Here is a 23919-nt window from a genome sequence, read left to right as displayed (position 1 = left end):
GCGCTCACCGGCCCCGTTCGCGTATGGGGGTGGTGTCGTCGGGAGGGGGCCTGGTCGCGCCGTTCCCGCGCCCCTGTACGCGGAGGGGCCCCGCCGAGATTCTCGGCGGGGCCCCTCCGCGTACAGGAAGAGAGATCAGTGATCCGGCGTCGGGGAAGGCGTCGGGCCGCCCGGGCTCGCCTCGCGGTCCGGGCCCTTCGCGGCCTCGGTCTCGCTGTAGATGTCGGGCTCGAGGTAGATGACGCGGGCGATCGGGACGGCGGCGCGGATGCGGGCCTCTGCCTCGTTGATGGCGCGGGCGACCTCGGCCGCGGTGTCGTCGTGCTGGACGGCGATCTTCGCGGCGACGAGGAGCTCCTCGGGGCCGAGGTGGAGCGTGCGCATGTGGATCAGGCCGGTGACGGTGTCGCCGTCGACGACGGCCTCCTCGATCTTCCGCACCTCGTCCGTGCCCGCGGCCTCGCCGAGCAGCAGGGACTTGGTCTCCAGCGCGAGGACGATGGCGATGGCGATGAGCAGGAGGCCGATGCAGAGCGTGCCGATGCCGTCCCAGACGGCGTCGCCGGTGGCGAGGGTCAGGCCGACGCCGAGGAGGGCGAGGACGAGACCGATGAGCGCGCCGAAGTCCTCCAGGAGGACGACCGGCAGCTCGGGGGCCTTGGCGCGCTTGATGAACTGGCCCCAGGAGAGCTTCCCGCGCAGGGCGTTGGACTCCTTGATGGCCGTACGGAAGGAGAAGCCCTCGGCGATGATCGCGAAGACGAGGACGCCGACCGGCCAGTACCAGTGCTCCAGGTCGTGCGGGTGGCTGATCTTCTCGTAGCCCTCGTAGACGGCGAACATGCCGCCGACCGAGAAGAGGACGATGGAGACGAGGAAGGCGTAGATGTAGCGCTCGCGGCCGTAGCCGAAGGGGTGTTGCGGGGTCGCCTCGCGCTGGGCCTTCTTGCCGCCGATGAGCAGCAGGAACTGGTTGCCCGAGTCGGCGAGCGAGTGGACCGACTCAGCGAGCATCGACGACGAGCCGCTGAAGAGGAACGCCACGAACTTCGCCACCGCGATCGCGAGATTGGCGGCGAGCGCCGCCACGATCGCCTTTGCTCCGCCTGAAGCACTCATGTTGTTCCTGGTGTCCCTTCGTATGTCCCGTGCCGCTGCGAGTCGCGCTGCCGCTTTGCCCGGCCTTTGCGGTGGGTCATTGTTGCAGCACGGGACGCGTGAGGCGGGAGTCAGGCCACGACGGTCGCCCGGAAAATCGTGCCGTCACCGGACACTTGGGCCTTTTCGCCCGCGGGGACGAAGGCCGACTGCCCGGGTGCGAGGGTGAGGTCGCCCGCGCGGACCGAGCCTGCCGTGCAGAGAAGGATCTGCGGGGTCGCGGCCGTCAGGTCGTGGGCGGGGGCGTCCGCGGGCAGGACGTAGCGGGAGAGGCGGAACTCGTCGATGGGGGTGTCGTAGACCTCCTCGCCGTCCGGGGAGGCCTCCGGGCGCAGCACGCCGGGGTCGGTGGCCGCGAAGCGGACGATGCGCAGGAGTTCGGGGACGTCGACGTGCTTGGGGGTCAGGCCGCAGCGCAGGACGTTGTCGGAGTTGGCCATGATCTCGACGCCGAGGCCGTTCAGGTACGCGTGCGGGACGCCGGCGCCGAGGAACAGGGCCTCGCCGGGCTGCAGTCGGACGTGGTTGAGCAGCATGGCCGCGATGACGCCCGGGTCGCCGGGGTAGTGGTGGGCGATGCCCGCGTACGGCTCGTAGGCGCCGCCGAGGCGCCGGGCGGCGGCCGTGGCGTCGGCGACGGTGCGCTCCATCTCGGTGCGGTCGGCGCTCAGGACGGCGGTCAGCACCTCGCGCAGCGCGGCCTCTTCGGGGTGGGCGCGCAGCAGGTCGGCGTACGGCTTGAGACTGTCGACGCCGAGGCCTTCGAGCAGCGCGGCGGCCTCCTCGGGCGCGCGGAAGCCGCACAGCCCGTCGAACTCGGTGAGCGCGCAGATCAGCTCGGGCTTGTGGTTGGCGTCCTTGTAGTTGCGGTCGGGCGCGGTGATCGGGACGCCCTTGGCCTCTTCGGCCTCGTACCCCTCCTTCGCCTGCCGGAGGTCGGGGTGCACCTGGAGGGAGAGGGGTGCGCCCGCGGCGAGCAGCTTGAGGAGGAACGGCAGGCGCGGGCCGAACTTGGCGACCGCCGCCTCGCCGAGCTGTCCCGCCGGGTCCGCGTCGATGACCTCGTCGAGCGGGCCGCGCTCGGTGTGCGAGGGGGCGCCGGGGTGGGCGCCCATCCACATCTCGGCCTGGGGTTCGCCGGTCGGCTCGGCGCCGACGAGGTGCGGGATGGCGGTGGTGGAGCCCCAGGCGTAGGGGCGGATGGTGTTGGTGAGGCGGTCCATGCGTCCAGTCTTCCAATGCGTACGGCGATGAGTACGGCGCGGGTTCAGCTCACGCCGTGGAGGCGAGGCCCAGGTAAACGGCGGCGAAATCCGTGACGGCGATCAGCTCCGCGAGGGTCTCCAGCTCGCTGCCCTCCTCCGGTTCCAGCTCGCTGATGGGGGTGTCGTGGGACAGCGCGAGTTCGCGGGCGGCGGGGGCGGCGGTCAGGCCGCCGGTGGGCCGGTCGCGGAGCAGGACGACGCGGGCGCGCAGGGCCTGGGCGTCCTCGACGCGGTCGCGGAAGAAGTCGTCGGGGTCGGCGCCCGCGGCGAGGTCGCTGGTGAGCAGCGCGCCGTGGGCGGGCATCGCCTCGGGCAGGTCGGCGGCGAGCGCGGGGCGCCCGGCCAGTTCGGCGAGGGCGGCGGCGAAGCGGCGGCCCGCCGGGCCCGCGGCCGCGCCCTCGGTCCAGATCAGCGGGAGCGCCTCGGCGAGCTCGGAGGCGAGGGTCTTGGCCGGGTTGCTGTACGTCGCGATGGCCGGGCCGCAGCGCTCGGCGGTGCGGTCGAGGCGGTCGGCGACCTTCTCCAGGACGTCCGGGGGCGCGGCCAGCAGTCCGGTGCGGTCCAGGAGCGCGAGGAGCGGTGTGAGCAGGGCCCAGAGGGCGCCCGGCGCGGAGGCCGCGGCCGGTTCGTCCTGCTCGTAGGGGGCCGTCGCCATCGGCACGAGCAGGCCGTGCGCGCCGGCCACCGCCTCGGTCAGCGGGGCGCCGGTGGGGCACACGGCGACGACGGTGACGCCGCGCCGGTACGCCTGCTCGGCCAGGAGGGCGAGGCTCGGTTCGGTGCCGTCCGGGGAGGCGATCAGGAGCAGGTCGACCGAGCCGGCCCAGCCGGGCAGGTCCCAGCGCAGGGCGCCGGCGGCGGGGGCGACGCCGGTGGGGCGCAGCCGGACCACCGGGCAGGCCGCGCCGGCCAGCCGGGCGAGCAGGTCGGCGACGCCGGCGGCCGCGGTGCCGGGGCCCGCGATCAGGACGGCGCGCGGGCGGCCGTCCGGCTTGAGGTCGGTGATGCCCGCCTCGGCCGCGTGCCGGGCAGCCGTGCGGACGCGGGCGCCCGCCTCGGCCGCGCCGCGCAGCAGGCCACGGCGGTCGGCCCTGGCCAGCGCCTCCGTGTCGTCCAGGAGCGTTTCGTCGAACATGGCGTCGGGTCTCCTGCTCGCGGGAATCGCGGGAACGGTTACGCGGGGCGGCGGGCCTCGTCGACGAGGAGGACCGGGATGCCGTCGCGGACCGGATAGGCCAGAGCGCAGTCCTCGCCGGTGCAGAGCAGCTCGGCGTCGGCCTCCTTGAGGGGGGCGTGGCAGGCCGGGCAGGCGAGGATCTCCAGGAGGCCGGCTTCGAGCGGCATGGGGGTTCCCTTCGGGGTACGGGTGCTTCGGTTCAGCCCGGTCAGCGTACCGCCGGGGCGGCGCGGCGGGCCCGGTGGATCATGGCCGGACCGGGCCGGAGCGCCGCGGGTCGGCGGCGCTCCGGCCCGGCGGGACGGCCGGCGGGACGGTCAGGCGCGGATGATCGCCAGTGCCTCGTCCCGCACCTTCTCCATCGTCGCCTCGTCCCGCGCCTCCGCGTTCAGGCGCAGCAGCGGCTCCGTGTTGGACGGGCGGACGTTGAACCACCAGTCGGCCGAGGTGACGGTGAGGCCGTCGAGCTCGTCCAGGGTGATGCCCTCGCGGTCCCCGTACGCGGCCCTGATCGCGGCGAGACGGCCGGCCTGGTCGGCGACCGTGGAGTTGATCTCACCGGAGCCGGCGTAGCGGTCGTAGGCGGAGACCAGCGCGGACAGCGGGCCGTCCTGGCCGCCCAGCGCGGCGAGGACGTGGAGGGCGGCGAGCATGCCGGTGTCCGCGTTCCAGAAGTCGCGGAAGTAGTAGTGCGCGGAGTGCTCGCCGCCGAAGATCGCGCCGCTGGTGGCCATCTCCTGCTTGATGAAGGAGTGGCCCACACGGGTGCGCACGGTCGTGCCGCCGTTCTCCTTGACGACCTCGGGCACGGACCACGACGTGATCAGGTTGTGGATGATCGTGCCCGTGCCGCCGTTGCGCGCGAGCTCGCGGGCGGCGACGAGGGCGGTGATGGCGGACGGGGAGACCGGGTCGCCGTTCTCGTCGACGACGAAGCAGCGGTCGGCGTCGCCGTCGAAGGCGAGGCCGAGGTCGGCGCCCTCGGCGCGGACCCGCTCCTGGAGGTCCACGATGTTCGCCGGGTCCAGCGGGTTGGCCTCGTGGTTCGGGAAGGTGCCGTCCAGCTCGAAGTACATCGGTACGACGTCCAGCCGCAGGCCCGCGAGGACGGTCGGGACGGTGTGCCCGCCCATGCCGTTGCCCGCGTCGACGACGACCTTCAGGGGCCTGATGGCGGTCAGGTCGACGAGGCCGCGCAGGTACGCCGCGTAGTCCTCCAGCGTGTCGCGCCGCGTGAACGTCCCCGGCGTCGCGGCCGGCTCGGGCGCGCCGGATCCGCTCCACTCCTCGGCGAGCCGGCGGATCTCGGCCAGGCCGGTGTCCTGGCCGACGGGGGCCGCGCCGGCCCGGCACATCTTGATGCCGTTGTACTGCGCGGGGTTGTGCGAGGCGGTGAACATGGCGCCGGGCAGGCCGAGGGCGCCCGACGCGTAGTAGAGCTGGTCGGTGGAGCACAGGCCGATCTCGGTGACGTCCGCGCCGAGGGCCGCGGCGCCGCGCGCGAAGGCCCGGGAGAGGCCGGGCGAGGAGGGCCGCATGTCGTGCCCGACGACGATCGCGGAGGCGTCGGTCACACGCGCGAACGCCGCGCCGAACAGCGCGGCGAGCTCCTCGTCCCACTGGTCCGGGACCACCCCTCGCACGTCGTACGCCTTCACGATCTGCGACAGATCAGCAGCCACGGCCGGCCCAGCCCTCCTGGAGTCCTTCACGGACCCCACAAACTACCTGGCCGCACCGGCAACCGGCCGTGAACCCCTCATTCCTCTCAAAGAACCCGGCTCAGCGCGTCCTTACTGGTCAGGGCAGCATCCAGGACAGCACCACCGTGCTCTGCGCGAAGACGATCAGGCACATCACGAGCAGCAGTCCCAGGCTCCACGGGAGCACCTTGCGCAGCAGGTCGCCCTCGCGGCCGGCGAGCCCGACGGCGGCGCAGGCGATGGTCAGGTTCTGCGGCGAGATCATCTTGCCGAGGACGCCGCCGGAGCTGTTCGCGGCAGCAAGGAGTTCCGGTGACAGGCCCGACTGCTGGGCGGCGGTCACCTGGAGGGCGCCGAAGAGGGCGTTGGCCGAGGTGTCGGAGCCCGAGACGGCGACGCCGAACCAGCCGAGGACCGGCGACAGGAAGGCGAGCCCGGCGCCCGCCGCGGCCACGAAGTGCCCGATGGTGGCGGCCTGGCCGGACAGGTTCATGACGTAGGCGAGCGCGAGCACGCTGGTCACGGTGAGGATCGCGAACCGCAGCTCGTGCACGGTCCCGAACCACTCGCGCACGGCCACGCGCGCGTGCACCCCGATGACCATCGCCGTGAGCACGCCGGCCAGCAGCACGAGCGTGCCTCCGGTGGAGACGAGCGGCAGCGTGAAGACATTGCCGCTCACCGGGTCGCCGTCCGGGTTGGCGACGTCGAGAAAAGGCCAGTCGAAGACCCGGTTGGCCTCGGCCAGCCAGTCCTTGACGGCGGGGATCTGCGCCACGGAGAAGATCACGACGATGAGGGCGTACGGCGCGTAGGCGCGCAGCACCTCGGGCTTCGGGTCCTCCTCGTCCAGGTCCTCGCTGCGTACGCCGGTGAGGATCGCGGCGCGTACGGGTTCAGCGGCCGGCCTGCGCGCCTGCGGGACGGCGACCAGGGCGCCCGCGCCGATCAGGGCGGCCCCGATGTCGGCGAGCTGGGCGGAGACGTAGTTGGAGGCCACGAACTGGGCGACGGCGAAGGCGACTCCGCAGGCGAGGGCGGGCACCCAGGTCTCGCGCAGCCCGCGCCGCCCGTCGACGAGCCCGACGAGCACCAGCGGGACGACGAGGGCGAGCAGCGGCGTCTGCCGGCCCACTACGGAGGCGACGGCGTCCAGCGGGAGCCCGGTGACCTGGGCGAGGGTCACGACGGGGGTGCCCATGGCGCCGAAGGCGACGGGAGCCGTGTTGGCGACGAGGGCGACGACCGCGGCCTTCACCGGGTCGAAGCCGAGCGCGACGAGCATCACCGAGCAGATCGCGACCGGCGCGCCGAACCCGGCGAGGGCCTCCAGGAGCGCGCCGAAGCAGAACGCGATGACGAGGGCCTGGATGCGCGGGTCGTCGGAGAGCCGCCCGAAGGAGCGGCGCAGGATGTCGAAGTGCCGGGTGCGGACCGTCATCCGGTACACCCACAGGGCGTTGACGACGATCCACATGATGGGGAAGAGACCGAACAGCACGCCCTGGGCGCCGCTGGAGACGGTCTGGCCGAGCGGCATGCCGTAGGCGAGCCAGGCGACGAGGACGGCGACGCCGAGCCCGATCAGGCCGGCGACATGGGCCTTCATGCGGACGGCGCCGAGCAGGACGAGGACGGTGACGAGGGGCAGGGCCGCGACGAGGGCGGACAGGCCGAGTGAGCCGCCGACGGGCTCCAATTGCTGGACGAACACGAGCGCCTCCCGGAATCCCGGAGTCAGGGTGGCGAATTGTTCTGTCCTCAACAAACGCGCGTCAACGCGCGTGACAGAGATGACGGCGAAGATCCCGTGAAGGCGCTTACTACGCCCTGTATGCGCTCAGTTGTCGGGCGAGCGGAGCACGCGGAGGTGGCCGCGGCGGGCTACTTCCATGGGGTCCGCGGTGCGCGCCCCCGAGCCGCCGGCCTCGGCCGCGCGCTCCTGGGGGCGGGCCGCCTCCCGCACGGCGTTGGCGAGGGCCTCCAGGTCGTCACCGCTGGGGCGGGCGGGGCCGCTGCCGCCGGCGAGCCGGACGACCTCCCAGCCGCGCGGCGCGGTGAGGCGCTCGGAGTGCTCGGCGCACAGGTCGTAGCAGTGGGGTTCGGCGTAGGTGGCGAGGGGGCCGAGGACCGCGGTCGAGTCGGCGTAGACGTACGTCAGCGTCGCGACGGCGGGACGGCCGCAAGCGGTGCGCGAACAGCGACGTACAGGGCTCACAGCGTTGGACGGTACCGCACTCCTGAGCGGGCCGCGACGACTCTCCCCGAGGTCACCCCACCGTGTCGTGGTGTGAGACGGCGCACACCGGTGCGCGCGGGCGCGCTCGTGACCTGCGGGGACCGGGGGTCGCACGCCCCGGCGGGCAGTTGAAATCTGTCACCACTCAGGACAAATACCTTCAAGTGTCACGAGATCAGCGGTCCGGGAAAGACGTGGAATCAGGCCCAAGATTGGCTTGATCGGTCAGGATCCGACATGCCGTGCTCCATACGGAGCGGCCCCGCCCCGGACGCCCCGGAGGACTACGCTGCGTCGGTGATGGAAAGGCCCGCGAACGCTGAGAACCCGGTACCGCCCGAAGGCCAGGTACCGCCGCGCTCCCCCGCCGAGCCGCGCCCGCCGCGCCGCCGCGACCGGCACGGCCGCGGCATGCGCGGTCCCGTGGCGCCGCCGCAGGTGCCGCTGGCGGCGAGCCGCGCCGAGGGCTTCGCGGACCTCGTACAGGACTCCGTGGAGCGTCTGGAGCGGCGCTGGCCGCAGCTCGCCGAGGTCGACTTCCTCGTCCTCGAGGTGCCGCGGCTGACGGCCGAGGACGAGGCCTGGGGCGCCGACACGGTGCCGCTGGGCGGCACGATCCCCGCGCGGGACGGGACGCCCGCGCGCGTGGTCATCTACCGGCGCCCCGTGGAGATCCGCACCAAGGGGCGCGACGAACGGGCGGCGCTGGTCCACGACGTGGTCGTGGAGCAGGTCGCCGAGGTCCTCGGGCTCACCCCGGAGACCGTCGACCCCCGCTACGAGGACGGCGAGGACTGACCGTCCCCGTACGGGCTACTTCTGCAGGACGGAGAGGTCCTCGTCGGACTCCGGCACGGACACCGTGCCCCGGTCGTCGGGCAGCGTCTGGACCGTGAACGCGGGCACGTCGCCCTGCTTCTCTTCCAGCATCCGCGAGCCGTAGACCCGGCCGCCCGACACGGGCTCCACCGTCAGCGCGTACGAGCCCTTCAGACCGTCCGGGACGGGCGCGGGGACGGAGAGCGTCGTGCCGCCCTTGACGGTGTACTCCTTGGTGGCCGCGGTGCCTCCCCCGGTGCCCGCCGACGCGGTGACCTTCACCTTGCCGGTGGCGCCGGGGGCGGTCAGGGCGAGCGTGGAGCCCTTGGCGCGGTTGTCGGCGACCGTGGCGCGCGCGCCGATGTCACGGGTGGCCGGGATGAACGCGGTCTCCTGGTCGGGGCCCTTGCCGCGGGTGACGCGCAGGGCGGCCACCACCGGGACGGAGGCGTCGGTGGGCGTCAGGTACAGCGAGCCCGCGTCGCCGCGCGTCACGTCGCCGAGGTCGACGGCCGACGTCATACCGGACTTCACGTGCAGGGTGTCGTGTCCTGCGGGCGTGATCGTGCCGCTGGGGGTGGCGAGCTGGACCTTCAGGTCGGCGTCGTCCTGGCCCGGCGCGAAGACGACCAGGCGGGCGTTCGTCGCGTCCTTCGGGATGCCTGGCAGCACCAGCGAGCCCGCCGGGTCGGCGGAGGCGGGCAGCCAGTCGCCGCCCAGCTTGTCGTCGGCGGCCGACACCGCGGCGGCGACCCGGCCGCTGCGCGCGGTCACATGCAGCGTCAGGTTCGTGTACGGCTTGTCGGTCAGCGTCGACAGCAGGACCGGGACGCTGGCGTGCGGCCCGATCTGGATGCCCTCGCCGACATCGGACTTCACGGCGCCCTCGGGGCCGAACATCTGGACGTCCACGACCGCGGCCTGGTCGTCCGGGTTCGTGAGGTGGATGTAGTCGCTGCGGTCCTTGGCGGTGCTCGCGCCCGGGAAGTAGAAGTCGGTGTCCGGGGCCGAGCAGTTCAGGCCGAGCAGGCCGCGTCCCGTGCCGACATCGACCGCGGTGGTCTGCTGGACGGTCCAGCCGGGCGCCAGGGCGCCGTCGGCGGTGCCGATCAGGGCGGGCGCGTCGGCGCCCGAGGCCTCGCCCGCGGCCGGCTTGCCGGGCTCCTTCGGGGTGACGACCGCCTTGGGCTTCTTCGCCTTGTTCTTGGACGCACCGCTGTCGCTCGACCCGGTCTCCGCGGGCATCAGCTGCGCCTTGCCCGCCGAGTCGTCGGCGCCTTCGGCGCTCTTCGAGGACGGCGTGTACGACGTGTACGCCGTCTCCGCGAGGTCGGACTGGCTGGGCGCAGGGCACAGCAGGCTGGAGCGCTCCACGGGCAGCTGGGCGGCCGCCTTGGCGGGCGCGTCGTCCGCGCCGCCCGGTGTCGTGGCGGCGGCGAACCCGGTGACGGCGGCCAGGGCCGTCGCCACGGCGATCAGGGACAGGGTCGTGCGGTTCACTGCTGGCTCCCGTCGGGGCGCTCGTTCTCGGCGCCGTTGCCGTGGCCGTGCTGCTGCTCGTACGTGGGGTCGTACTGCGCCTGCGGGTCGTACGTGCCCCCATAGGCGTACGGGTCGTACTGGCCCGCCTGATAGGGATCCGCCTGGTAGGGGTCCGCCTGCGGGTCGTAGCCGTAACCGCCGCCCTGGTACTGCTGCTCGCCCACGGTGTACGTGCCGTACTCGGCGCCCGCGTAGCTGGGCTGCTCCCACTCGCCGTACGTCTGCTGCTGGGGGATGTCGGCCACCGGGGCCTCCTCCGGGGGAGGAGGCGGTACGGCGGCGTCGTCGGTCTGCTCGGCCTCGGCCTGGGCGCGCAGGCGGCGGGCCCTGCGGCCCTCGCCCGCGACGGCCTGGGCGGGCACGACCGGCTCCTCCGGGAGGTCGTCGTCGACGTCGGTGCGCCGGCCCGGCAGGGCGAGCACCACGAGGACGAGGGCGAGCGCGCCCTGGGCCCACAGCCAGGCGGTGTGCGTGATCGGGGTGTCGTAGGTGACGTCGAGCGTGCCACCGGACGCGGGCAGTTCGAAGCCCTGTGCCCAGCCGTCGATCGTGGTCTTCGTCAGGGGCGCGCCGTCGAGCGTGGCGGTCCAGCCCTCGGCGGCCTGGTCGGCGAGGCGCAGCACGCGCCCCTCGCTGCCCTGGGGCACCTTCGTGTGCAGCTCGACGGGGCCGGCGGCGACCGGCTTGGCCTGCTCCGACGTCGAACCGGTGTCGGCCGTGGGCAGGATGACGGCCCGCGCCACCTGCCGGTCGATGCGCCACAGTGCGGTGCCGTCCTGCTGGCTGAGCCGGGTCAGCCCCGGCGTCGCGTCCAGGACGCGGCCCATCTGGCGCGGCGCCCCGTCGCGGACGAGGACGTAGCGCACGGCGAAGCCGCCGAGCTGGTCCGCCTGGTCGGCGCCGGAGCCCGCGACCAGATTGGCGACGACCTTGTCGAGGCCCTTGTTCTCGCCCGCTGCCGCGGTCAGTTCGCCGTCGCCGAGCCGGGCGCCCGCGCCGCGGACCAGCGAGTAGGAGACCTGGCCGGTGGAACCGTCCAGGACGAGCGTGCGGGCCTGGTCGCGGGTGCCGGCCTCCTCGGCGACGAACGCGGGCACCTGCACCGGGTCGCGGCGCTCCAGGGGCCCGTCCGCGCCGGCGATCATCCAGCCCGCGGCGAGCAGCAGGGGGCCCGCGGCCGCGGCGAACGCGATGAGCGCGGCCACCGGCTGGCGCCAGCCGAAGCTCTGCTCGGCCACGCGCGAGCGGGCGCCGTCGGCGCCGAGCGCGGCGGCGGCGAGCAGCGCGATGCCGTACACGAGGGTGGCGGGGCCGGCCCACGTCGAGTTGTTCGACAGGACCGCGAAGACCAGGGCCACGAGGGCGACGGTCCAGGCGGTGAGGACGGCGAGGCGGCGCTCCTGGCGCAGCAGGGCGGCGAGCGCGGCCAGCACGATGCCGATGAGCAGCAGGCTGCCCGTGGTGCCGGGGCCGCCCGGCGAGGCGCCGAGCAGGCTCGTCGCGGTCGCGGAGCCCTCGCCGTACGGCAGTCCGGCCTCCTTGAAGAAGCCGAACGGGAGCAGCGTCAGGGACCACGGCGCGAGCATCAGCAGCGGTGTGCCGAGCACCGCGAGGAAGCGCAGTCCGTACGCGGTGATGTCGCCGCGGCGCACCACGAGGAGCGCGATGCCGAGGACGAGGGCGATGGGCCACACGATCGGCGTGAAGGCCGTGGTGATCGTGAGCAGCAGCGCGTACGCCCAGGTGGCCCGCCAACTGCCGCGCGCGCCCCGGTCGTTCATGAGGCCGGAGGCGGACAGGGCCGCGCGCGCGATGAGCGGCAGGAGGATCACGAGCACCGCCGTGCCGACGCGGCCGCCCGCGAGGGCGCCGGTGGCGGCGGGCAGGAAGGCGTACGCGACGGCCGCCCAGGCGCGCAGCAGCCGGGACTCGACGAGCGGGCGGGAGGCGAAGTAGGCGGCGAACCCGGCGAGCGGCACCGAGCCGACGAGCAGCACGGTGATCGCGAGGCCGGTGGAGCCGAGCAGCACGGAGGAGAACGCGGCGATGAGCGCGAGGTACGGGGGCGCCGCCTGGGTGCCGCCCGTACTGGTGGCGTGCCAGGCGTCTAGGTAGCGCGACCAGAGTGCGGAGGCGTCACCGGGCGCGGGCAGCAGGGCCCCGCCCGCGAGCGCGCCGCTGCCCAGCAGGCCTCGGCAGGCGATCAGGGAGACGAAGAGCAGGACGACGAAGAGCATCGGCCCGGGCTTGCGGGCGATGCGCTTGAGGCGGGCGAACTGCTCGACCTGGATGAAGTCGGCGTCGTCGCCGCCGGGCCCGGACTCCAGACCGCCGCCGCCGTGGCGTCCGGCCGTGGAGGTCTCGGGCTCGGAGCCGCCGAAGAGGTTCCCCGCGGCCTGCTCGACGGTGAGCCGCACGGTCGCGCCGGGCGGCGGGAACAGCGGCCGCAGCTCCTTGGCGTCCACCATGCCCTTGCCGCGCCGCTTGCGGGCGGCGAGGATCCGGCCCGGCCGCAGCAGCGTCGCCATCAGGCCGGCGATCTCGTCGAAGGCCTGTCCGGGCACCTTGCCGACCAGATACGCGACCGTACGCAGCAGGGTGCCGAAGACGAGGCGGAGCAGGATCCAGGGGAGCGTCGCCCCGCGCGCGTTGGCGAGCAGGGTGTAGACGGCGCCCGCCTTGTCGACCTTGTGCGGCGACGACGCCGTACGTCCCACGCAGTCGACGGTGCGGCGCTCGCGCGAGGAGGCCTCGGCGTGCCGCACGACGGCCTCGGGGGCGACGAGGACCCGGTGACCGGCGGCCTGGGCGCGCCAGCACAGGTCGACGTCGTCGCGCATCAGCGGCAGCCGGCGGTCGAAACCGCCGAGCTGCTCGAAGACATCGCGCCGGATCAGCATGCCGGCGGTGGACACGGACAGCACGGGGCGTACGTGGTCGTGCTGGCCCTGGTCCTGCTCGCGGCGGTCGAGGCCGGTCCAGCGGCGCCCGGAGTGGGCGATGGAGACGCCGACCTCCAGGAGCTGCCTGCGGTCGTACCAGCCGCGCAGCTTGGGGCCGACGATCGCGACGTCGGCGCCGGCCTCGCGCTCCGTCTCGACGACGCGCAACAGCTGGGCGAGCGCGTCCGGTTCGGGTGCGCAGTCGTCGTGCAGCAGCCACAGCCACTGCTCGGGCTCGCCGTGCGGCAGGTCCGGCATGTCGTACGCGTCGTCGCGCCAGGAGCGGCTGACGGGGTCCCAGCCGCTCGGCCGCTTCAAGTAGGGCAGCTCGTCCGGGGTGAGCACCCCGGCGCCGCGCACGGCTTCCTCGACGGCCTGGCCGAAGCCGGTGCGGCGGGCGAGGTGCAGCACCCGCTCGTCGCCGAGGGCCTGGCCGACGAGGGCCGCGGAGTCGTCGGCGCTGCCGGTGTCGGCCGCCACCGCGTTCTGCACGGGGCGCTCCTGGCCGAGCAGGCCCGACAGCACGTCGGGCAGCCAGCGGGCGCCGTCGTGCGAGACGAGGACGGCGGTGACGACATGCCTGGGGAACTCGGGGGCGCTGCCCGGGTCGAGCCCTGTGGCGTGCCCCGGGTTGAACGCGGCGGCGGCAGTACCGAATTGGTCTGCCGGGTGGCTGTGCACGGACATCGAGGTACGGGCCCCGGTTCGTTGGACTGCGGTGGACGCCCGTGGCCGTAGGGGACACGGTGGCGTCTCGGACGGGGCCCCACACTAACGGCTGGCAACAGCAGCGGCCCGCCGCCTGTGGACAACCCACGGACGACGAGCCGAACGTGACGCGAAAACAGTGGTCAGACAGCGGCCTTCTTGAGGCGCCGGCGCTCGCGCTCGGACAGTCCTCCCCAGATGCCGAACCGCTCGTCGTTGGCGAGCGCGTACTCGAGGCACTCGGAGCGGACCTCGCACGCCAGGCAGACCTTCTTGGCCTCCCTCGTGGAGCCGCCCTTCTCGGGGAAGAAGGACTCGGGGTCGGTCTGGGCGCACAGTGCGCGCTCCTGCCAGCCGAGTTCCTCTTCCGCGTCCTCGACCAGCAGATCCTGAAACGACTCGGTCATAGTGCGCCCCTCGTCCGTCCGTGCGTCCCCGTGATGTTGCCGTTACCGATTTCGGCTGAACGACACGAGTGAAATTACAAGTGTGCCGATCCGGGGCAGTCAAGCCGGGATCTGCTATTGGGCCCCTTATTCACTCTGCGGAACCAAGGCTATGCGGAAAGTGTTCAAATCGGCAAAAACCGTGACACTTGCCAGTGGCCCATGTGGATGCCCTACCCCCTCTGAATCACTACAAGGGAGGACGCCGCGGAGTTTGATCTCGTTCCGACCCGCTCACAGAAGCGAACCGGATCACATTCGGATCACAGGATCGCAACGGCGTTTGCGCGCCGGGTTGCAGCGCCACATGTCCGGGACGACGGGTGAACAAACCTTTCGCCTGCCAGAGATACCGGATGAGGTGAAACATTTCCCACCATCCGGACATTGAGTTGACACGGGACGCATGAACCGATGTTCTGGTGGGCATGCTCGCGAACTTGGCACCGATGACGACCCGCACCGCCGGGTCCGTCTCCGCTGCCCGCGCGTGCTGTAGCTGTTGCTGTTCCAGCTGTTGAGTCGTTGAGCCACCGAGCTCCGACCGTGTTTCTCCTCTCCGTACGGCCCTAGCCCCCGCCGGGGCGCTCCGCACTCTTCCGCCGAGGAATCCCCACACCCATGAACAGCGACAGCGACCTCCAGATCGCCGGCGACATCCTCGAAGTACCGCACCTGCTGCAGCCCGCTCGTGAACACCCCGAGACGGTGGCCGAGTTCGTCGGGCTCGCGCGCTCCATCGCCGCCGACCGCTCCCAGTGGGAGCACCTCGTCGAGTACGACGCCACGACCCGCTGGTACCGCCGCCTGCGCACCGGGCCCGGCTACGAGGTGTGGCTGCTGTCCTGGGTGCCCGGTCAGGGCAGCGGACTGCACGACCACGGGCGCTCCAGCGGCGTACTGACGCTGCTCCAGGGCGAACTGACGGAGCGTACGGAGCGCGGCACGCGGTCCCTGACTCCGGGCGCGCAGCGGGTGTTCGCGCCCGGCTACGTCCACGAGGTCGTCAACGACTCCCTGGAACCGGCCGTCAGCCTGCACGTCTACCACCCGGGCCTGACCGCGATGCCGATGCACTCCCCCGTCTGCTCCACGGTGGACCGGGCCGCTGTCTGAGACCGGCTGCCGCGCTGTCGGTGCTGCCTGCGATGCTTGGGGCCATGCGCATTGTGGTTCTGGCAGGCGGCATCGGTGGTGCCCGGTTCCTTCGCGGTCTCAAGCAGGCGGCACCGGACGCGGACATCACGGTCATCGGCAACACCGGTGACGACATCCATCTCTTCGGCCTGAAGGTCTGTCCGGACCTCGACACGGTGATGTACACGCTGGGCGGCGGCATCAACGAGGAACAGGGCTGGGGGCGTACCGACGAGACCTTCAAGGTCAAGGAGGAGCTCGCGGCGTACGGGGTCGGACCCGAGTGGTTCGGGCTCGGCGACCGGGACTTCGCGACCCACATCGTCCGTACGCAGATGCTGGCCGCCGGCTATCCGCTCAGCGCGGTCACCGAGGCGCTGTGCGAGCGGTGGCAGCCGGGCGTGCGGCTCCTGCCCATGTCCGACGACCGCGTCGAGACCCATGTCGCCGTCGACGTCGACGGCGAGCGCAGGGCCGTGCACTTCCAGGAGTACTGGGTGAAGCTGCGGGCCTCCGTGGACGCGCAGGCCGTGGTGCCGGTCGGCGCCGAGCAGGCCAAGCCCGCCCCGGGCGTGCTGGAGGCCATCGCGGAGGCAGACGTGATCCTGTTCCCGCCGTCGAACCCGGTGGTGAGCGTCGGCACGATCCTGGCCGTGCCCGGGATCCGGGAGGCCATCGCCGAGGCCGGCGTGCCCGTCGTCGGGCTCTCGCCGATCGTCGGCGACGCCCCGGTGCGCGGCATGGCCGACAAGGTGCTGGCCGCGGTGGGCGTGGAGTCGAGCGCCGCCGCCGTCGCCGAGCACTACGGGTCCGGGCTGCTCGACGGATGGCTCGTGGACACCGTGGACGCCGGGGTCGTGGAGCGGGTCGAGGCGGCCGGGATCCGCTGCCGGGCCGTGCCGCTGATGATGACGGACCCCGAGGAGGGCACCGCCGCGGCCGCGATGGCGCGCGAGGCGCTGCGGCTCGCGGAGGAGGTCCGGGTCTCGTGAGCAGTGCCGCCGCGCCCGCCTTCCGGGCCTGGGCCGTCGCCGGGATCCCCGAGGTCCGGGAGGGCGACGACCTCGCCAAGCTGATCGTCGCCGCCGAGCCGTCGCTCGCCGACGGCGACGTCCTCCTGGTCACCTCGAAGATCGTCAGCAAGGCCGAGGGGCGTGTCGTCCTGGCCGACGACCGGGAGGCCGCGATCGACGCCGAGACCGTACGGGTCGTGGCGCGGCGCGGCACCCTGCGGATCGTCGAGAACAAGCTGGGTCTGGTGATGGCCGCGGCCGGGGTCGACGCGTCCAACACCGCGGCCGGGACCGTACTGCTGCTCCCCGAGGACCCGGACGCGTCCGCGGCCGCGATCCGCGACGGGGTGCGGGACGCCCTGGGCGTCGAGGTCGGGGTCGTCGTCACCGACACCTTCGGGCGCCCCTGGCGCAACGGGCTGACCGATGTCGCCATCGGCGCCGCCGGTGTCCGCGTCCTCGACGATCTGCGCGGCGGCGTCGACGCGTACGGCAATCCGCTGAGCGCGACCGTGGTGGCGACCGCCGACGAGCTGGCCGCCGCCGGGGACCTCGTGAAGGGCAAGGCCGGCGGGCTGCCGGTCGCCGTCGTGCGCGGCCTCGGCGGCGTCGTGGGCGAACAGGGCGGATCCGCAAGGGAGTTGGTGCGGGTCGCGCGGGACGACATGTTCCGGCTGGGGACCTCGGAGGCCGTACGGGAGGCCGTCACGCAGCGGCGTACCGTGCGGGCGTTCACCGACGAGCCGGTCGATCCGGGGGCCGTGCGGCGGGCCGTCGCCGCGGCCGTCACCGCGCCCGCGCCGCATCACACGACGCCGTGGCGGTTCGTGCTGCTGGAGTCGGCACAGTCCCGGGGGCGGCTGCTCGACGCGATGCGGGACGCGTGGATCGCGGACCTGCGGCGGGACGGCAAGAGCGAGGAGTCCATCGCGAAGCGCGTGCGGCGCGGGGACGTGCTGCGCAACGCGCCGTATCTCGTGGTGCCCTGCCTGGTGATGGACGGCTCGCACACGTACGGGCACGCGCGCCGGGACGCGGCCGAGCGGGAGATGTTCGTCGTGGCCGCCGGGGCCGGGGTGCAGAACTTCCTGGTGGCGCTGGCCGGTGAGCGGCTCGGGTCGGCCTGGGTGTCGTCGACGATGTTCTGCCGGGACGTCGTGCGGGACGTGCTGGGGCTGCCGCAGGACTGGGACCCGATGGGGGCCGTCGCGGTGGGGCATGCCGCCGCGCCGCCCGTGGCGCGGCCCGCGCGGGACGCCGCGGACTTCATCGAGGTGCGCTGAGGCCCGCGGGAGCCGTCACCACTCGGCGATGTTCACCCGGCGCATCTTGGGCTGCCTGCGGGGCGGTGCGACACCGCTCAGCAGGATCAGGCGGGCCGCCCGGTGGCGCTGGCCCTCGTAGGGGGCGAGGAGTTCCAGCATGTCCTCGTCGGTGGCGTCGCGGTTGCCGGCGAGCGCGTAGCCGATGGTGCGGGGCAGGTGCAGATCGCCGGTGGTGACCTCGTCGGGGGCGCCGTTCGTGCGCTGGATCGTCTCGGCGGAGGTCCAGGGGCCGATGCCGGGGACCAGTTCGAGCCGGGCGCGGGCCCGGACCGGCTCCATCCCGGCCGCTTCTTCGAGGCGCCGGGCCACCTTGGCGGCGCGGATGATCGTCGAGGCCCGCTTGTTGTCGACGCCCGCCCGGTGCCACTCCCAGGACGGGATCAGCGTCCAGGCGCGGGCGTCCGGCATGACGCGCATGCGCAGGTCCTGGCCGGCCGGGCCCGGGGCGGTCTCGCCGTACTTGTGGAGCAGCAGGCGCCAGGCCCGGTAGGCCTCGTCCGTCGTGATCTTCTGTTCCAGGATCGACGGGATGAGGGACTCCAGGACCAGGCCCGTGCGGGTCAGGCGCAGGCCGGTACGGCGGCGGGCCGATTCGGCGACCAGGCGGTGCCGCGGCTCGAACGGGGCCGGATCGTCCAACTCACCAAGCAGGGCGGGGAGTTGGTCCAGGAACCAGTCGCTTCCCGGGCCCCAGGCCTGGGCCTGGACGGTGCCGTCCCGCTCGGCGACCCGGAGTGTGGCGGGGCCCTGCGGGGTGCGGCTCGTGCGCCACAGGGCGCCGTCGGGGGTCGTACGGAAGGTCGGGTCGGCGGGGCCGCGGCGCAGGGGGCCGAGGGTGAGGCCCAGGTGGAGGGGGGCCGGGGGCGTGTAGGTGCGGGTGGCCGGCGCCTGGTGCGGGATCGACGGGGCGGGCGGGGGTACGCGGGTTTCGCCGCCGCGCACTGTGGTGCGGGTGGCCGGCGGGTGGGTCTGCGTACGGGGGGTGTATCGGCGGCCTGCCACGGGGGTCCTCGGTCGGGGCGGGTGTTCCCCTTGAGGGTAGGGGTTTTTCCCCTTCCCTGTCCCTTCCCCGCCCCTTCCCCGAAACGCCCCTCCAGGGATCATGGGCCGAGTCGCGGGGCTCAGGCCCCGGACCCCGCTCCTCAATCGCCGGAGGGGCTTGAGATACGTCTCACTGGTCCGACGAGAAGCGGACCGCGCCTGCCGGGAGGTGGGCGTCGCACCAGACTCGTACGCCTGTCTGGAGTTCGTTGTCGGGGCCCACGTGGGCGCCGTCGCCGATCACCGCGCCGGTGAGGATCGTGCGGGCGCCGATGCGGGCGCCCCGGCCGATCAGGGAGTCCGTGATCACCGCGCCGGGTTCGATCACCGCGCCGTCCAGGACCGTGGAGCCGCTGATCCGGGCGCCCTCGCCGACCTGCGCGCCCTCGCCGACGACGGTGCCGCCGGTCAGCTTGGCGTCCGGGGCGACGGTCGCCGTCGGCAGGACCAGGCGGTCGCCGCAGCGGCCGGGCACGGCCGGGGACGGGGCGCGGCCGAGCACCAGGTCGGCCGAGCCGCGGACGAAGGCCTGCGGGGTGCCGAGGTCGAGCCAGTACGTGGAGTCGACCATGCCCTGGAGGTGGGCTCCGGAGGCGAGGAGGTCCGGGAACGTCTCGCGCTCGACGGAGACCGGGCGGCCCGTCGGGATCGTGTCGATGACCGAGCGGCGGAACACGTACGCGCCCGCGTTGATCTGGTCCGTGACGATCTCTTCGGGAGTCTGCGGCTTCTCCAGGAAGGCCTGGACCCGGCCCGTCGCGTCGGTGGGGACCAGGCCGTACGCCCTCGGGTCCTCGACGCGGGAGAGGTGGAGCGAGACGTCCGCGCCGGTCGTCTCGTGCTCGTGGACGAGGGCCCGGATGTCCAGGCCCGTCAGGATGTCGCCGTTGAAGATCAGGACCGGGTCGTCGGGCCCGGAGCGCAGGTGCGAGGCGACGTTGCGGATGGCGCCGCCGGTGCCGAGGGGCTCGACCTCGGTGACGTACTCCAGGTGGAGCCCGAGGCGGGAGCCGTCGCCGAAGTACGGCTCGAAGACCTCCGCCAGGTAGGACGTGGCGAGGACGATGTGGTCGACGCCCGCCGCCTTGGCCCGCGCCAGCTGGTGGGTGAGGAACGGGACGCCGGCCGCCGGGACCATCGGCTTCGGGGTGTTCACCGTGAGCGGGCGCAGCCTGGTGCCTTTGCCGCCGACCAGGAGGATCGCTTCTGTCACCTGTCGTCTCTGCTTCCTGCTGGGGCCGGCCGAACTGTCTTTCGGCCGGCCAGTGTATGCAGACCGTGCGAGACCCGGGCCGGCCGGCGTCAGCGGCCCTGGAGGTGGGCGGAGCTGGAGCGGGCCTTGCCGAGTTTGTTGTAGAGACGGCGTCCCGGGCATTCGGTTGCGAACCCGTCCCGGTGGCCGGAGATCACATGTAGTCGTACATTCTTTCCCTTGCGGTACAGATTGCCACCACCCGACTTGAGATATGTCGTACCGCGCGGATTTGCCCCGTACAGCCCGAGCTTCCAGGCGGTGAGCCTGGCGATGGCGTTCACCGCGGCGGCGGGCGGGTTGGAGCCGCCGAAGGAGCCCAGGACCGCGATGCCCATGCTGTTGGTGTTGAAGCCGAGGGTGTGTGCGCCCATCACCGGCTTGGCGACGCCGCCCGCCCGGCCTTCGTAGATGTTTCCGCACTTGTCCACGAGGAAGTTGTAGCCGATGTCACGCCAGCCACTGCTCTTGACGTGGTAGCGGTAGATACTGCGGATGACCGAAGAGGCTTGTGAGCAGCGGTAGTTGTTGCCGGAAGCACTGTGGTGCACGAAGGCGGCCTTCACCGTCTTCGTGTAGCCGAACTGCTTCTCGCGCAGCTTCTCGTCGGCGCCCCAGCCCTTGCGCGTGATGATGCGCGGGCGGGCCCCGACGTACGGGCGGGCCTTCGTGGCGCTCGCGTCGCCGCCGCGGGCCTCGATCAGCTCGTCCTCCGTCGCCTTCTTGGTCAGGGCGGGTACGGCGGTGGCGCCGAGCGGGGCGAGCTCGGCGTTCACGGCGGAGGACGCGGCGGTCTCCGCGGTCAGGGTGGTGGCGCGGGCGGCGTCGACGGGGGCGCCCTGGGGCGGGGGCTCCGCGCCCGGGTCCACGAGTTCGAGGCGCAGGCCCTTGGGGAGGGGCTCGGCGGCGGCGCGGGTGGCCGCGGGTTCGTCGGCCTTCACCCGCACCTCCACGCCGTCGGAGTCGCCGACCCAGAGGGGGGCGGTGGAACCGCGGACGTGACCGGAGGTGTGTTCGGAGCTGTCCAGGTCCGGGGCGTCGTCGTTGTGGGTCTCCACGTCCTGCCAGGCGGACCAGGTGGTCGTACCGGTGGTCCGGGTACGGACCTGGACCTGGCCGTGGAGTTCGGTGTTCGGGTCGTCCCAGACGACGCCGACGAGGGAGAACGGGCGGACGTCGCGCTGCGGCAGACCCTGTTCCCGGGCCGCGCCGACGGCGCGGTCGGCGGCGAGGGAGCCGAGGGCGAGGGACTGGGTGCTGCCCGGGACCGACTCCCGCGCCGGGGCCGGCGCGGCGTGTGAGGCGGCGGGCAGGGTGAGCGGGAGGGCGAGGGCGGCCGCGCAGGTGACGCCGATCGAGGAAGCAAGGAAACCACGCATGCCCACGATCGTGGCCATACCGGGATGATTCCGGCCATCGGGGAGTGTCATACGGGTGTTGGGGTGAAGTCCGGGGGCGGGGTGGGGCCGTGACGGGGCGTCGGGGGGCGACGCCACTCGGATGCAGCGGGTCGGCAGGTGGGGGCGGGTGTCGGGGGCGGGACGCGGATGACTGGGCGTCGGGTGCGGGGGCTGGGCGGATGCCGGGCGCGGGAGGGCGCGGGCGACCGGGACCGAGACGCGGATGACCCGGTCGGCGCGGCCCGCGCCGTCGCGCGTCGGGGTCGCTCAACCGCCGGAGGCACCCCGCGTAGGGTGGCTCGGGTGAATGCCGCGAACCGTACTCCCGCCGCTCTGCTCCAGGCCGCTCTCGCCGATGATCCGGGGCGGCCGCTCGTCACCTTCTACGACGACGCCACCGGGGAACGCGTGGAGCTGTCCGTGGCGACGTTCGCGAACTGGGTCGCCAAGACCGCCAATCTGCTGCAGGGCGACCTGAACGCCGAGCCCGGGGACCGGGTCGCCGTGCTGCTGCCCGCGCACTGGCAGACCGCCGTGTGGCTGCTGGCCTGTTCGTCGGTCGGGGTCGTCGCCGAGGTCGGCGGGGATCCGGCCCGGGCCGATCTGGTGGTCAGCGGGCCGGACACGCTGGACGCGGCCCGCGCCTGTTCCGGTGAGCGGGTCGCGCTCGCGCTGCGGCCGCTGGGCGGGCGGTTCCCGCAGCCGCCCGAGGGGTTCGTGGACTACGCCGTGGAGGTGCCGGGGCAGGGCGACCGGTTCGCGCCGTTCTCCCCCGTCGCCCCGGACGAGCCCGCGCTCGTCGTCGCCGGGGCCGAGTGGTCCGGCGCCGAGGTCGTCGAGAAGGCGACCGCCGACGCTCCGGGGCTCGGTCTGACCGGGCCGGGCGCGCGCCTGCTGTCCGGACTCCCGTACGACAGCTGGCAGGGCCTGAGCGCCGGACTCCTCGCCCCGCTGGCGACCGGCGGTTCCGTGGTGCTGTGCCGCAACCTCGACCGGCTCGACGAGGAGGCCCTCGCCAAGCGCGTCGAGAGCGAACGGGTCACCGCCACCGCGCGGTAGAGCCGCGTACCCCGTTCGGCTCAGCTCTCCCGGCCCCCCGCCGCGGCGGGGTCCATGGTCGTAGAGACGCATGCGTCCGCCCACGACGCAGACGTCATGACTGACACGTCTTCTACGTCACCACGAGGGGGACCCGTGACCGACTCCGCAGCCGTGCCTCCGTCGAGCGACGGCGGTGCGCCGCTCGGCCCGGGCGGCGGCTCGTCCCCGACCGGTGCCGGGCGGGTCCGGCGCCGGAGGAGATGGCTGCGGTACTCGGCGATCGCCGCGGCGCTGCTGGTGCTCGTGGCCGGCGGCGCGGGCTGGATCGCGTACGAGAAGCTCAGCGGGAACATCACCGAGGACTCGGCGACCGCCGCGGAGCTCGCCCGCTACGAGAAGGAGCGCCCCACCGTCCTGGTCGACGGGGCGCAGAACCTGCTGCTCATCGGGTCCGACTCGCGGGCCGGGGCGAACAGCAAGTACGGCCGCAACGACGGCACCCAGCGCTCGGACACCACGATCCTGCTGCACGTCGCGGCGGACCGGAAGAGCGCGACCGCCGTCTCGTTCCCGCGGGACCTGATGGTCGACGTACCGGCCTGCCGCAAGCAGAACGGCGACCGCATCGAGCCGATGTTCGCCATGTTCAACTACGCGTTCGAGGTGGGCGGTTCGGCCTGCACCATCCGTACGGTCGAGAAGCTGACGGGCGTGCGCATCGACCATCACATGGTCGTCGACTTCGACGGGTTCAAGGACATGGTCGACGCCGTCGACGGCGTCGAGGTGTGCCTGGACAAGCCGATCGACGACGCCGACGCGCATCTGAAGCTGGCGCCGGGCCGGCACGTCCTGAACGGCGAGCAGGCCCTCGGCTACGTACGCGCCCGCAAGAGCATCGGCAACGGCAGCGACACCGACCGGATGGACCGCCAGCAGCGCTTCCTCGGCGCGCTGGTGGAGAAGGTGCAGAGCAGCGGTGTGCTGCTGAATCCGACGAAGCTCTACCCGGTGCTCGACGCGGCCACCTCCTCCCTCACCACCGACCCGGGCCTGGCGAGCCTGCGCGGGCTGTACGACCTCGTCCGCGGGATGCGCGACATCCCCGCCGACCGCATCCAGTTCCTGACCGTGCCGCGGCAGTCGTACATCTACAACGCCAACCGCGACCAGCTCGTCCAGCCCGCCGCGGAGCGGCTGTTCACGCGGCTGCGCACCGACGCCCCGCTCGTCGTCTCGAAGGAGACCCCCGCCGACGTACAGGCCGAGACCGATCAATCCACCGACAACGGAGACGGGTCGGACATCTCGGACGAGGAAGCGTCGTACGAGGAGGGCGAGTACGACGAGGAGTACTACTCCGACGAGGACGGCGGATGGGACGACGGGAAGCCCGGCGCCGGACCGTCGGCGTCCGGTTCGCCGTCCGCCGAGCCCTCCCCCACCCCCACGTTCCGCGGCAACACCGCCCGGCAGGATGCGTGCGGTTGAGTCGCCTCAACAGCCTCTGGGTAAAGCAGAAGTCATCAGGTGGCACACAGGTTTTGAAAATGGTCCGGATTGCCCAGTTGTAGGGGAGTGGAATTTGTCACCGTCGTCGCTTGACGCTGAACTGGGCGGATAGTGTGAGCGATCCGGTGCACCCGGCCCTGCTGCCCTGGCGCGGTCGCGCACTGCTTATCGACTGACCGGGCGCCCGCTTTGAGGGGGG

At 73.0% G+C, this 23919-nt stretch carries 19 protein-coding genes; 6 read left to right on the top strand and 13 right to left on the bottom strand.

What is annotated here, in order from left to right; translation table 11 throughout:
* Positions 1–135: 135 nt before the first annotated feature.
* From ACVHNB_RS03800 to ACVHNB_RS03770, 7 genes are all read right to left on the bottom strand, one after another.
* Positions 136–1119 carry a cation diffusion facilitator family transporter gene (locus ACVHNB_RS03800; RefSeq protein ID WP_428952838.1) on the bottom strand — a complete coding sequence of 328 codons (984 nt, stop codon included), beginning with the start codon at positions 1117–1119 and terminating at the stop codon, positions 136–138.
* Between the two features lie 110 nt (positions 1120–1229).
* Entirely contained in the window at positions 1230–2381 is a 1152-nt protein-coding gene (manA, locus tag ACVHNB_RS03795; protein WP_428952839.1) for a mannose-6-phosphate isomerase, class I, read from the bottom strand.
* 49 nt (positions 2382–2430) lie between these two features.
* Positions 2431–3558, bottom strand: a complete 1128-nt coding sequence (locus ACVHNB_RS03790; protein WP_428952840.1) for an SIS domain-containing protein — start codon at positions 3556–3558, stop codon at positions 2431–2433.
* A gap of 38 nt (positions 3559–3596) precedes the next feature.
* Positions 3597–3767, bottom strand: coding sequence for a Trm112 family protein (locus ACVHNB_RS03785; protein ID WP_428952841.1), 171 nt, complete (start codon positions 3765–3767; stop codon positions 3597–3599).
* 150 nt (positions 3768–3917) lie between these two features.
* On the bottom strand, positions 3918–5282 hold the full coding sequence (locus tag ACVHNB_RS03780) for a phosphomannomutase/phosphoglucomutase (protein ID WP_428952842.1): 1365 nt from the start codon (positions 5280–5282) through the stop codon (positions 3918–3920).
* Positions 5283–5400: 118 nt separating this feature from the next.
* Entirely contained in the window at positions 5401–7017 is a 1617-nt protein-coding gene (locus ACVHNB_RS03775) for an L-lactate permease (protein ID WP_456227406.1), read from the bottom strand.
* Between the two features lie 126 nt (positions 7018–7143).
* On the bottom strand, positions 7144–7521 hold the full coding sequence (locus ACVHNB_RS03770; RefSeq protein WP_428952844.1) for a DUF3499 domain-containing protein: 378 nt from the start codon (positions 7519–7521) through the stop codon (positions 7144–7146).
* A 321-nt stretch (positions 7522–7842) separates the two neighbouring features.
* On the opposite strand from ACVHNB_RS03770, the gene ACVHNB_RS03765 reads away from it, so the two are divergent.
* On the top strand, positions 7843–8340 hold the full coding sequence (locus ACVHNB_RS03765; protein ID WP_428957580.1) for a metallopeptidase family protein: 498 nt from the start codon (positions 7843–7845) through the stop codon (positions 8338–8340).
* A gap of 15 nt (positions 8341–8355) precedes the next feature.
* Here the strand turns inward: ACVHNB_RS03765 and ACVHNB_RS03760 are convergent, their stop codons facing one another.
* The 3 genes from ACVHNB_RS03760 to ACVHNB_RS03750 all read right to left on the bottom strand — a co-directional run bounded on the left by ACVHNB_RS03760 (position 8356) and on the right by ACVHNB_RS03750 (position 13960).
* A complete protein-coding gene (locus tag ACVHNB_RS03760) occupies positions 8356–9861 on the bottom strand; it encodes a DUF5719 family protein (RefSeq protein ID WP_428952845.1) in 1506 nt (501 codons plus the stop codon).
* Positions 9858–13532, bottom strand: a complete 3675-nt coding sequence (locus ACVHNB_RS03755; RefSeq protein WP_456227405.1) for a glycosyltransferase — start codon at positions 13530–13532, stop codon at positions 9858–9860. Before ACVHNB_RS03755 ends, ACVHNB_RS03760 begins: the two co-directional genes overlap by 4 nt.
* 164 nt (positions 13533–13696) lie before the next feature.
* Entirely contained in the window at positions 13697–13960 is a 264-nt protein-coding gene (locus ACVHNB_RS03750; RefSeq protein ID WP_127831770.1) for a WhiB family transcriptional regulator, read from the bottom strand.
* A 660-nt stretch (positions 13961–14620) separates the two neighbouring features.
* Here ACVHNB_RS03750 and ACVHNB_RS03745 point away from each other — a divergent pair.
* The 3 genes from ACVHNB_RS03745 to ACVHNB_RS03735 are packed head-to-tail and all read left to right on the top strand — an operon-like array spanning position 14621 to position 17432.
* Positions 14621–15115: a cysteine dioxygenase gene (locus ACVHNB_RS03745; protein ID WP_428952847.1), complete on the top strand. Its 495-nt coding sequence runs from the start codon at positions 14621–14623 to the stop codon at positions 15113–15115.
* 44 nt (positions 15116–15159) lie between these two features.
* Entirely contained in the window at positions 15160–16128 is a 969-nt protein-coding gene (gene cofD / locus ACVHNB_RS03740) for a 2-phospho-L-lactate transferase (protein WP_428952848.1), read from the top strand.
* Positions 16125–17432, top strand: coding sequence for a coenzyme F420-0:L-glutamate ligase (locus ACVHNB_RS03735; protein ID WP_428952849.1), 1308 nt, complete (start codon positions 16125–16127; stop codon positions 17430–17432). Before cofD ends, ACVHNB_RS03735 begins: the two co-directional genes overlap by 4 nt.
* Positions 17433–17447: 15 nt before the next feature.
* Here ACVHNB_RS03735 and ACVHNB_RS03730 read toward each other — a convergent pair whose 3' ends face one another.
* The 3 genes from ACVHNB_RS03730 to ACVHNB_RS03720 all read right to left on the bottom strand — a co-directional run bounded on the left by ACVHNB_RS03730 (position 17448) and on the right by ACVHNB_RS03720 (position 21164).
* A complete protein-coding gene (locus tag ACVHNB_RS03730) occupies positions 17448–18476 on the bottom strand; it encodes a DNA-3-methyladenine glycosylase family protein (RefSeq protein WP_428952850.1) in 1029 nt (342 codons plus the stop codon).
* Between the two features lie 169 nt (positions 18477–18645).
* A complete protein-coding gene (manB, locus tag ACVHNB_RS03725; RefSeq protein WP_428952851.1) occupies positions 18646–19728 on the bottom strand; it encodes a mannose-1-phosphate guanylyltransferase in 1083 nt (360 codons plus the stop codon).
* A gap of 89 nt (positions 19729–19817) precedes the next feature.
* On the bottom strand, positions 19818–21164 hold the full coding sequence (locus ACVHNB_RS03720; RefSeq protein WP_428952852.1) for a peptidoglycan recognition protein family protein: 1347 nt from the start codon (positions 21162–21164) through the stop codon (positions 19818–19820).
* A 306-nt stretch (positions 21165–21470) separates the two neighbouring features.
* On the opposite strand from ACVHNB_RS03720, the gene ACVHNB_RS03715 reads away from it, so the two are divergent.
* Together ACVHNB_RS03715 and ACVHNB_RS03710 are read left to right on the top strand one after the other, a co-directional pair.
* Positions 21471–22226, top strand: a complete 756-nt coding sequence (locus ACVHNB_RS03715; RefSeq protein WP_428952853.1) for a TIGR03089 family protein — start codon at positions 21471–21473, stop codon at positions 22224–22226.
* Between the two features lie 135 nt (positions 22227–22361).
* A complete protein-coding gene (locus tag ACVHNB_RS03710; RefSeq protein ID WP_456227404.1) occupies positions 22362–23699 on the top strand; it encodes an LCP family protein in 1338 nt (445 codons plus the stop codon).
* Positions 23700–23919 lie beyond the last annotated feature (220 nt).

This window comes from Streptomyces sp. YJ-C3 (genome assembly GCF_053891275.1).
The sequence above is the reverse complement of the archived record's forward strand: the minus strand, read 5'-3'. Positions and strand labels throughout refer to the sequence as shown.

Excerpts from the sequence above, each read along its gene's own strand:
- ACVHNB_RS03800 (WP_428952838.1), bottom strand. The coding sequence starts at position 1,119 with ATGAGTGCTTCAGGCGGAGCAAAGGCGATCGTGGCGGCGCTCGCCGCC.
- manA (WP_428952839.1), bottom strand. The coding sequence starts at position 2,381 with ATGGACCGCCTCACCAACACCATCCGCCCCTACGCCTGGGGCTCCACC.
- ACVHNB_RS03790 (WP_428952840.1), bottom strand. The coding sequence starts at position 3,558 with ATGTTCGACGAAACGCTCCTGGACGACACGGAGGCGCTGGCCAGGGCC.
- ACVHNB_RS03785 (WP_428952841.1), bottom strand. The coding sequence starts at position 3,767 with ATGCCGCTCGAAGCCGGCCTCCTGGAGATCCTCGCCTGCCCGGCCTGC.
- ACVHNB_RS03765 (WP_428957580.1), top strand. The coding sequence starts at position 7,843 with ATGGAAAGGCCCGCGAACGCTGAGAACCCGGTACCGCCCGAAGGCCAG.
- ACVHNB_RS03755 (WP_456227405.1), bottom strand. The coding sequence starts at position 13,532 with ATGTCCGTGCACAGCCACCCGGCAGACCAATTCGGTACTGCCGCCGCC.
- ACVHNB_RS03750 (WP_127831770.1), bottom strand. The coding sequence starts at position 13,960 with ATGACCGAGTCGTTTCAGGATCTGCTGGTCGAGGACGCGGAAGAGGAA.
- ACVHNB_RS03745 (WP_428952847.1), top strand. The coding sequence starts at position 14,621 with ATGAACAGCGACAGCGACCTCCAGATCGCCGGCGACATCCTCGAAGTA.
- cofD (WP_428952848.1), top strand. The coding sequence starts at position 15,160 with ATGCGCATTGTGGTTCTGGCAGGCGGCATCGGTGGTGCCCGGTTCCTT.
- ACVHNB_RS03720 (WP_428952852.1), bottom strand. The coding sequence starts at position 21,164 with ATGGCCACGATCGTGGGCATGCGTGGTTTCCTTGCTTCCTCGATCGGC.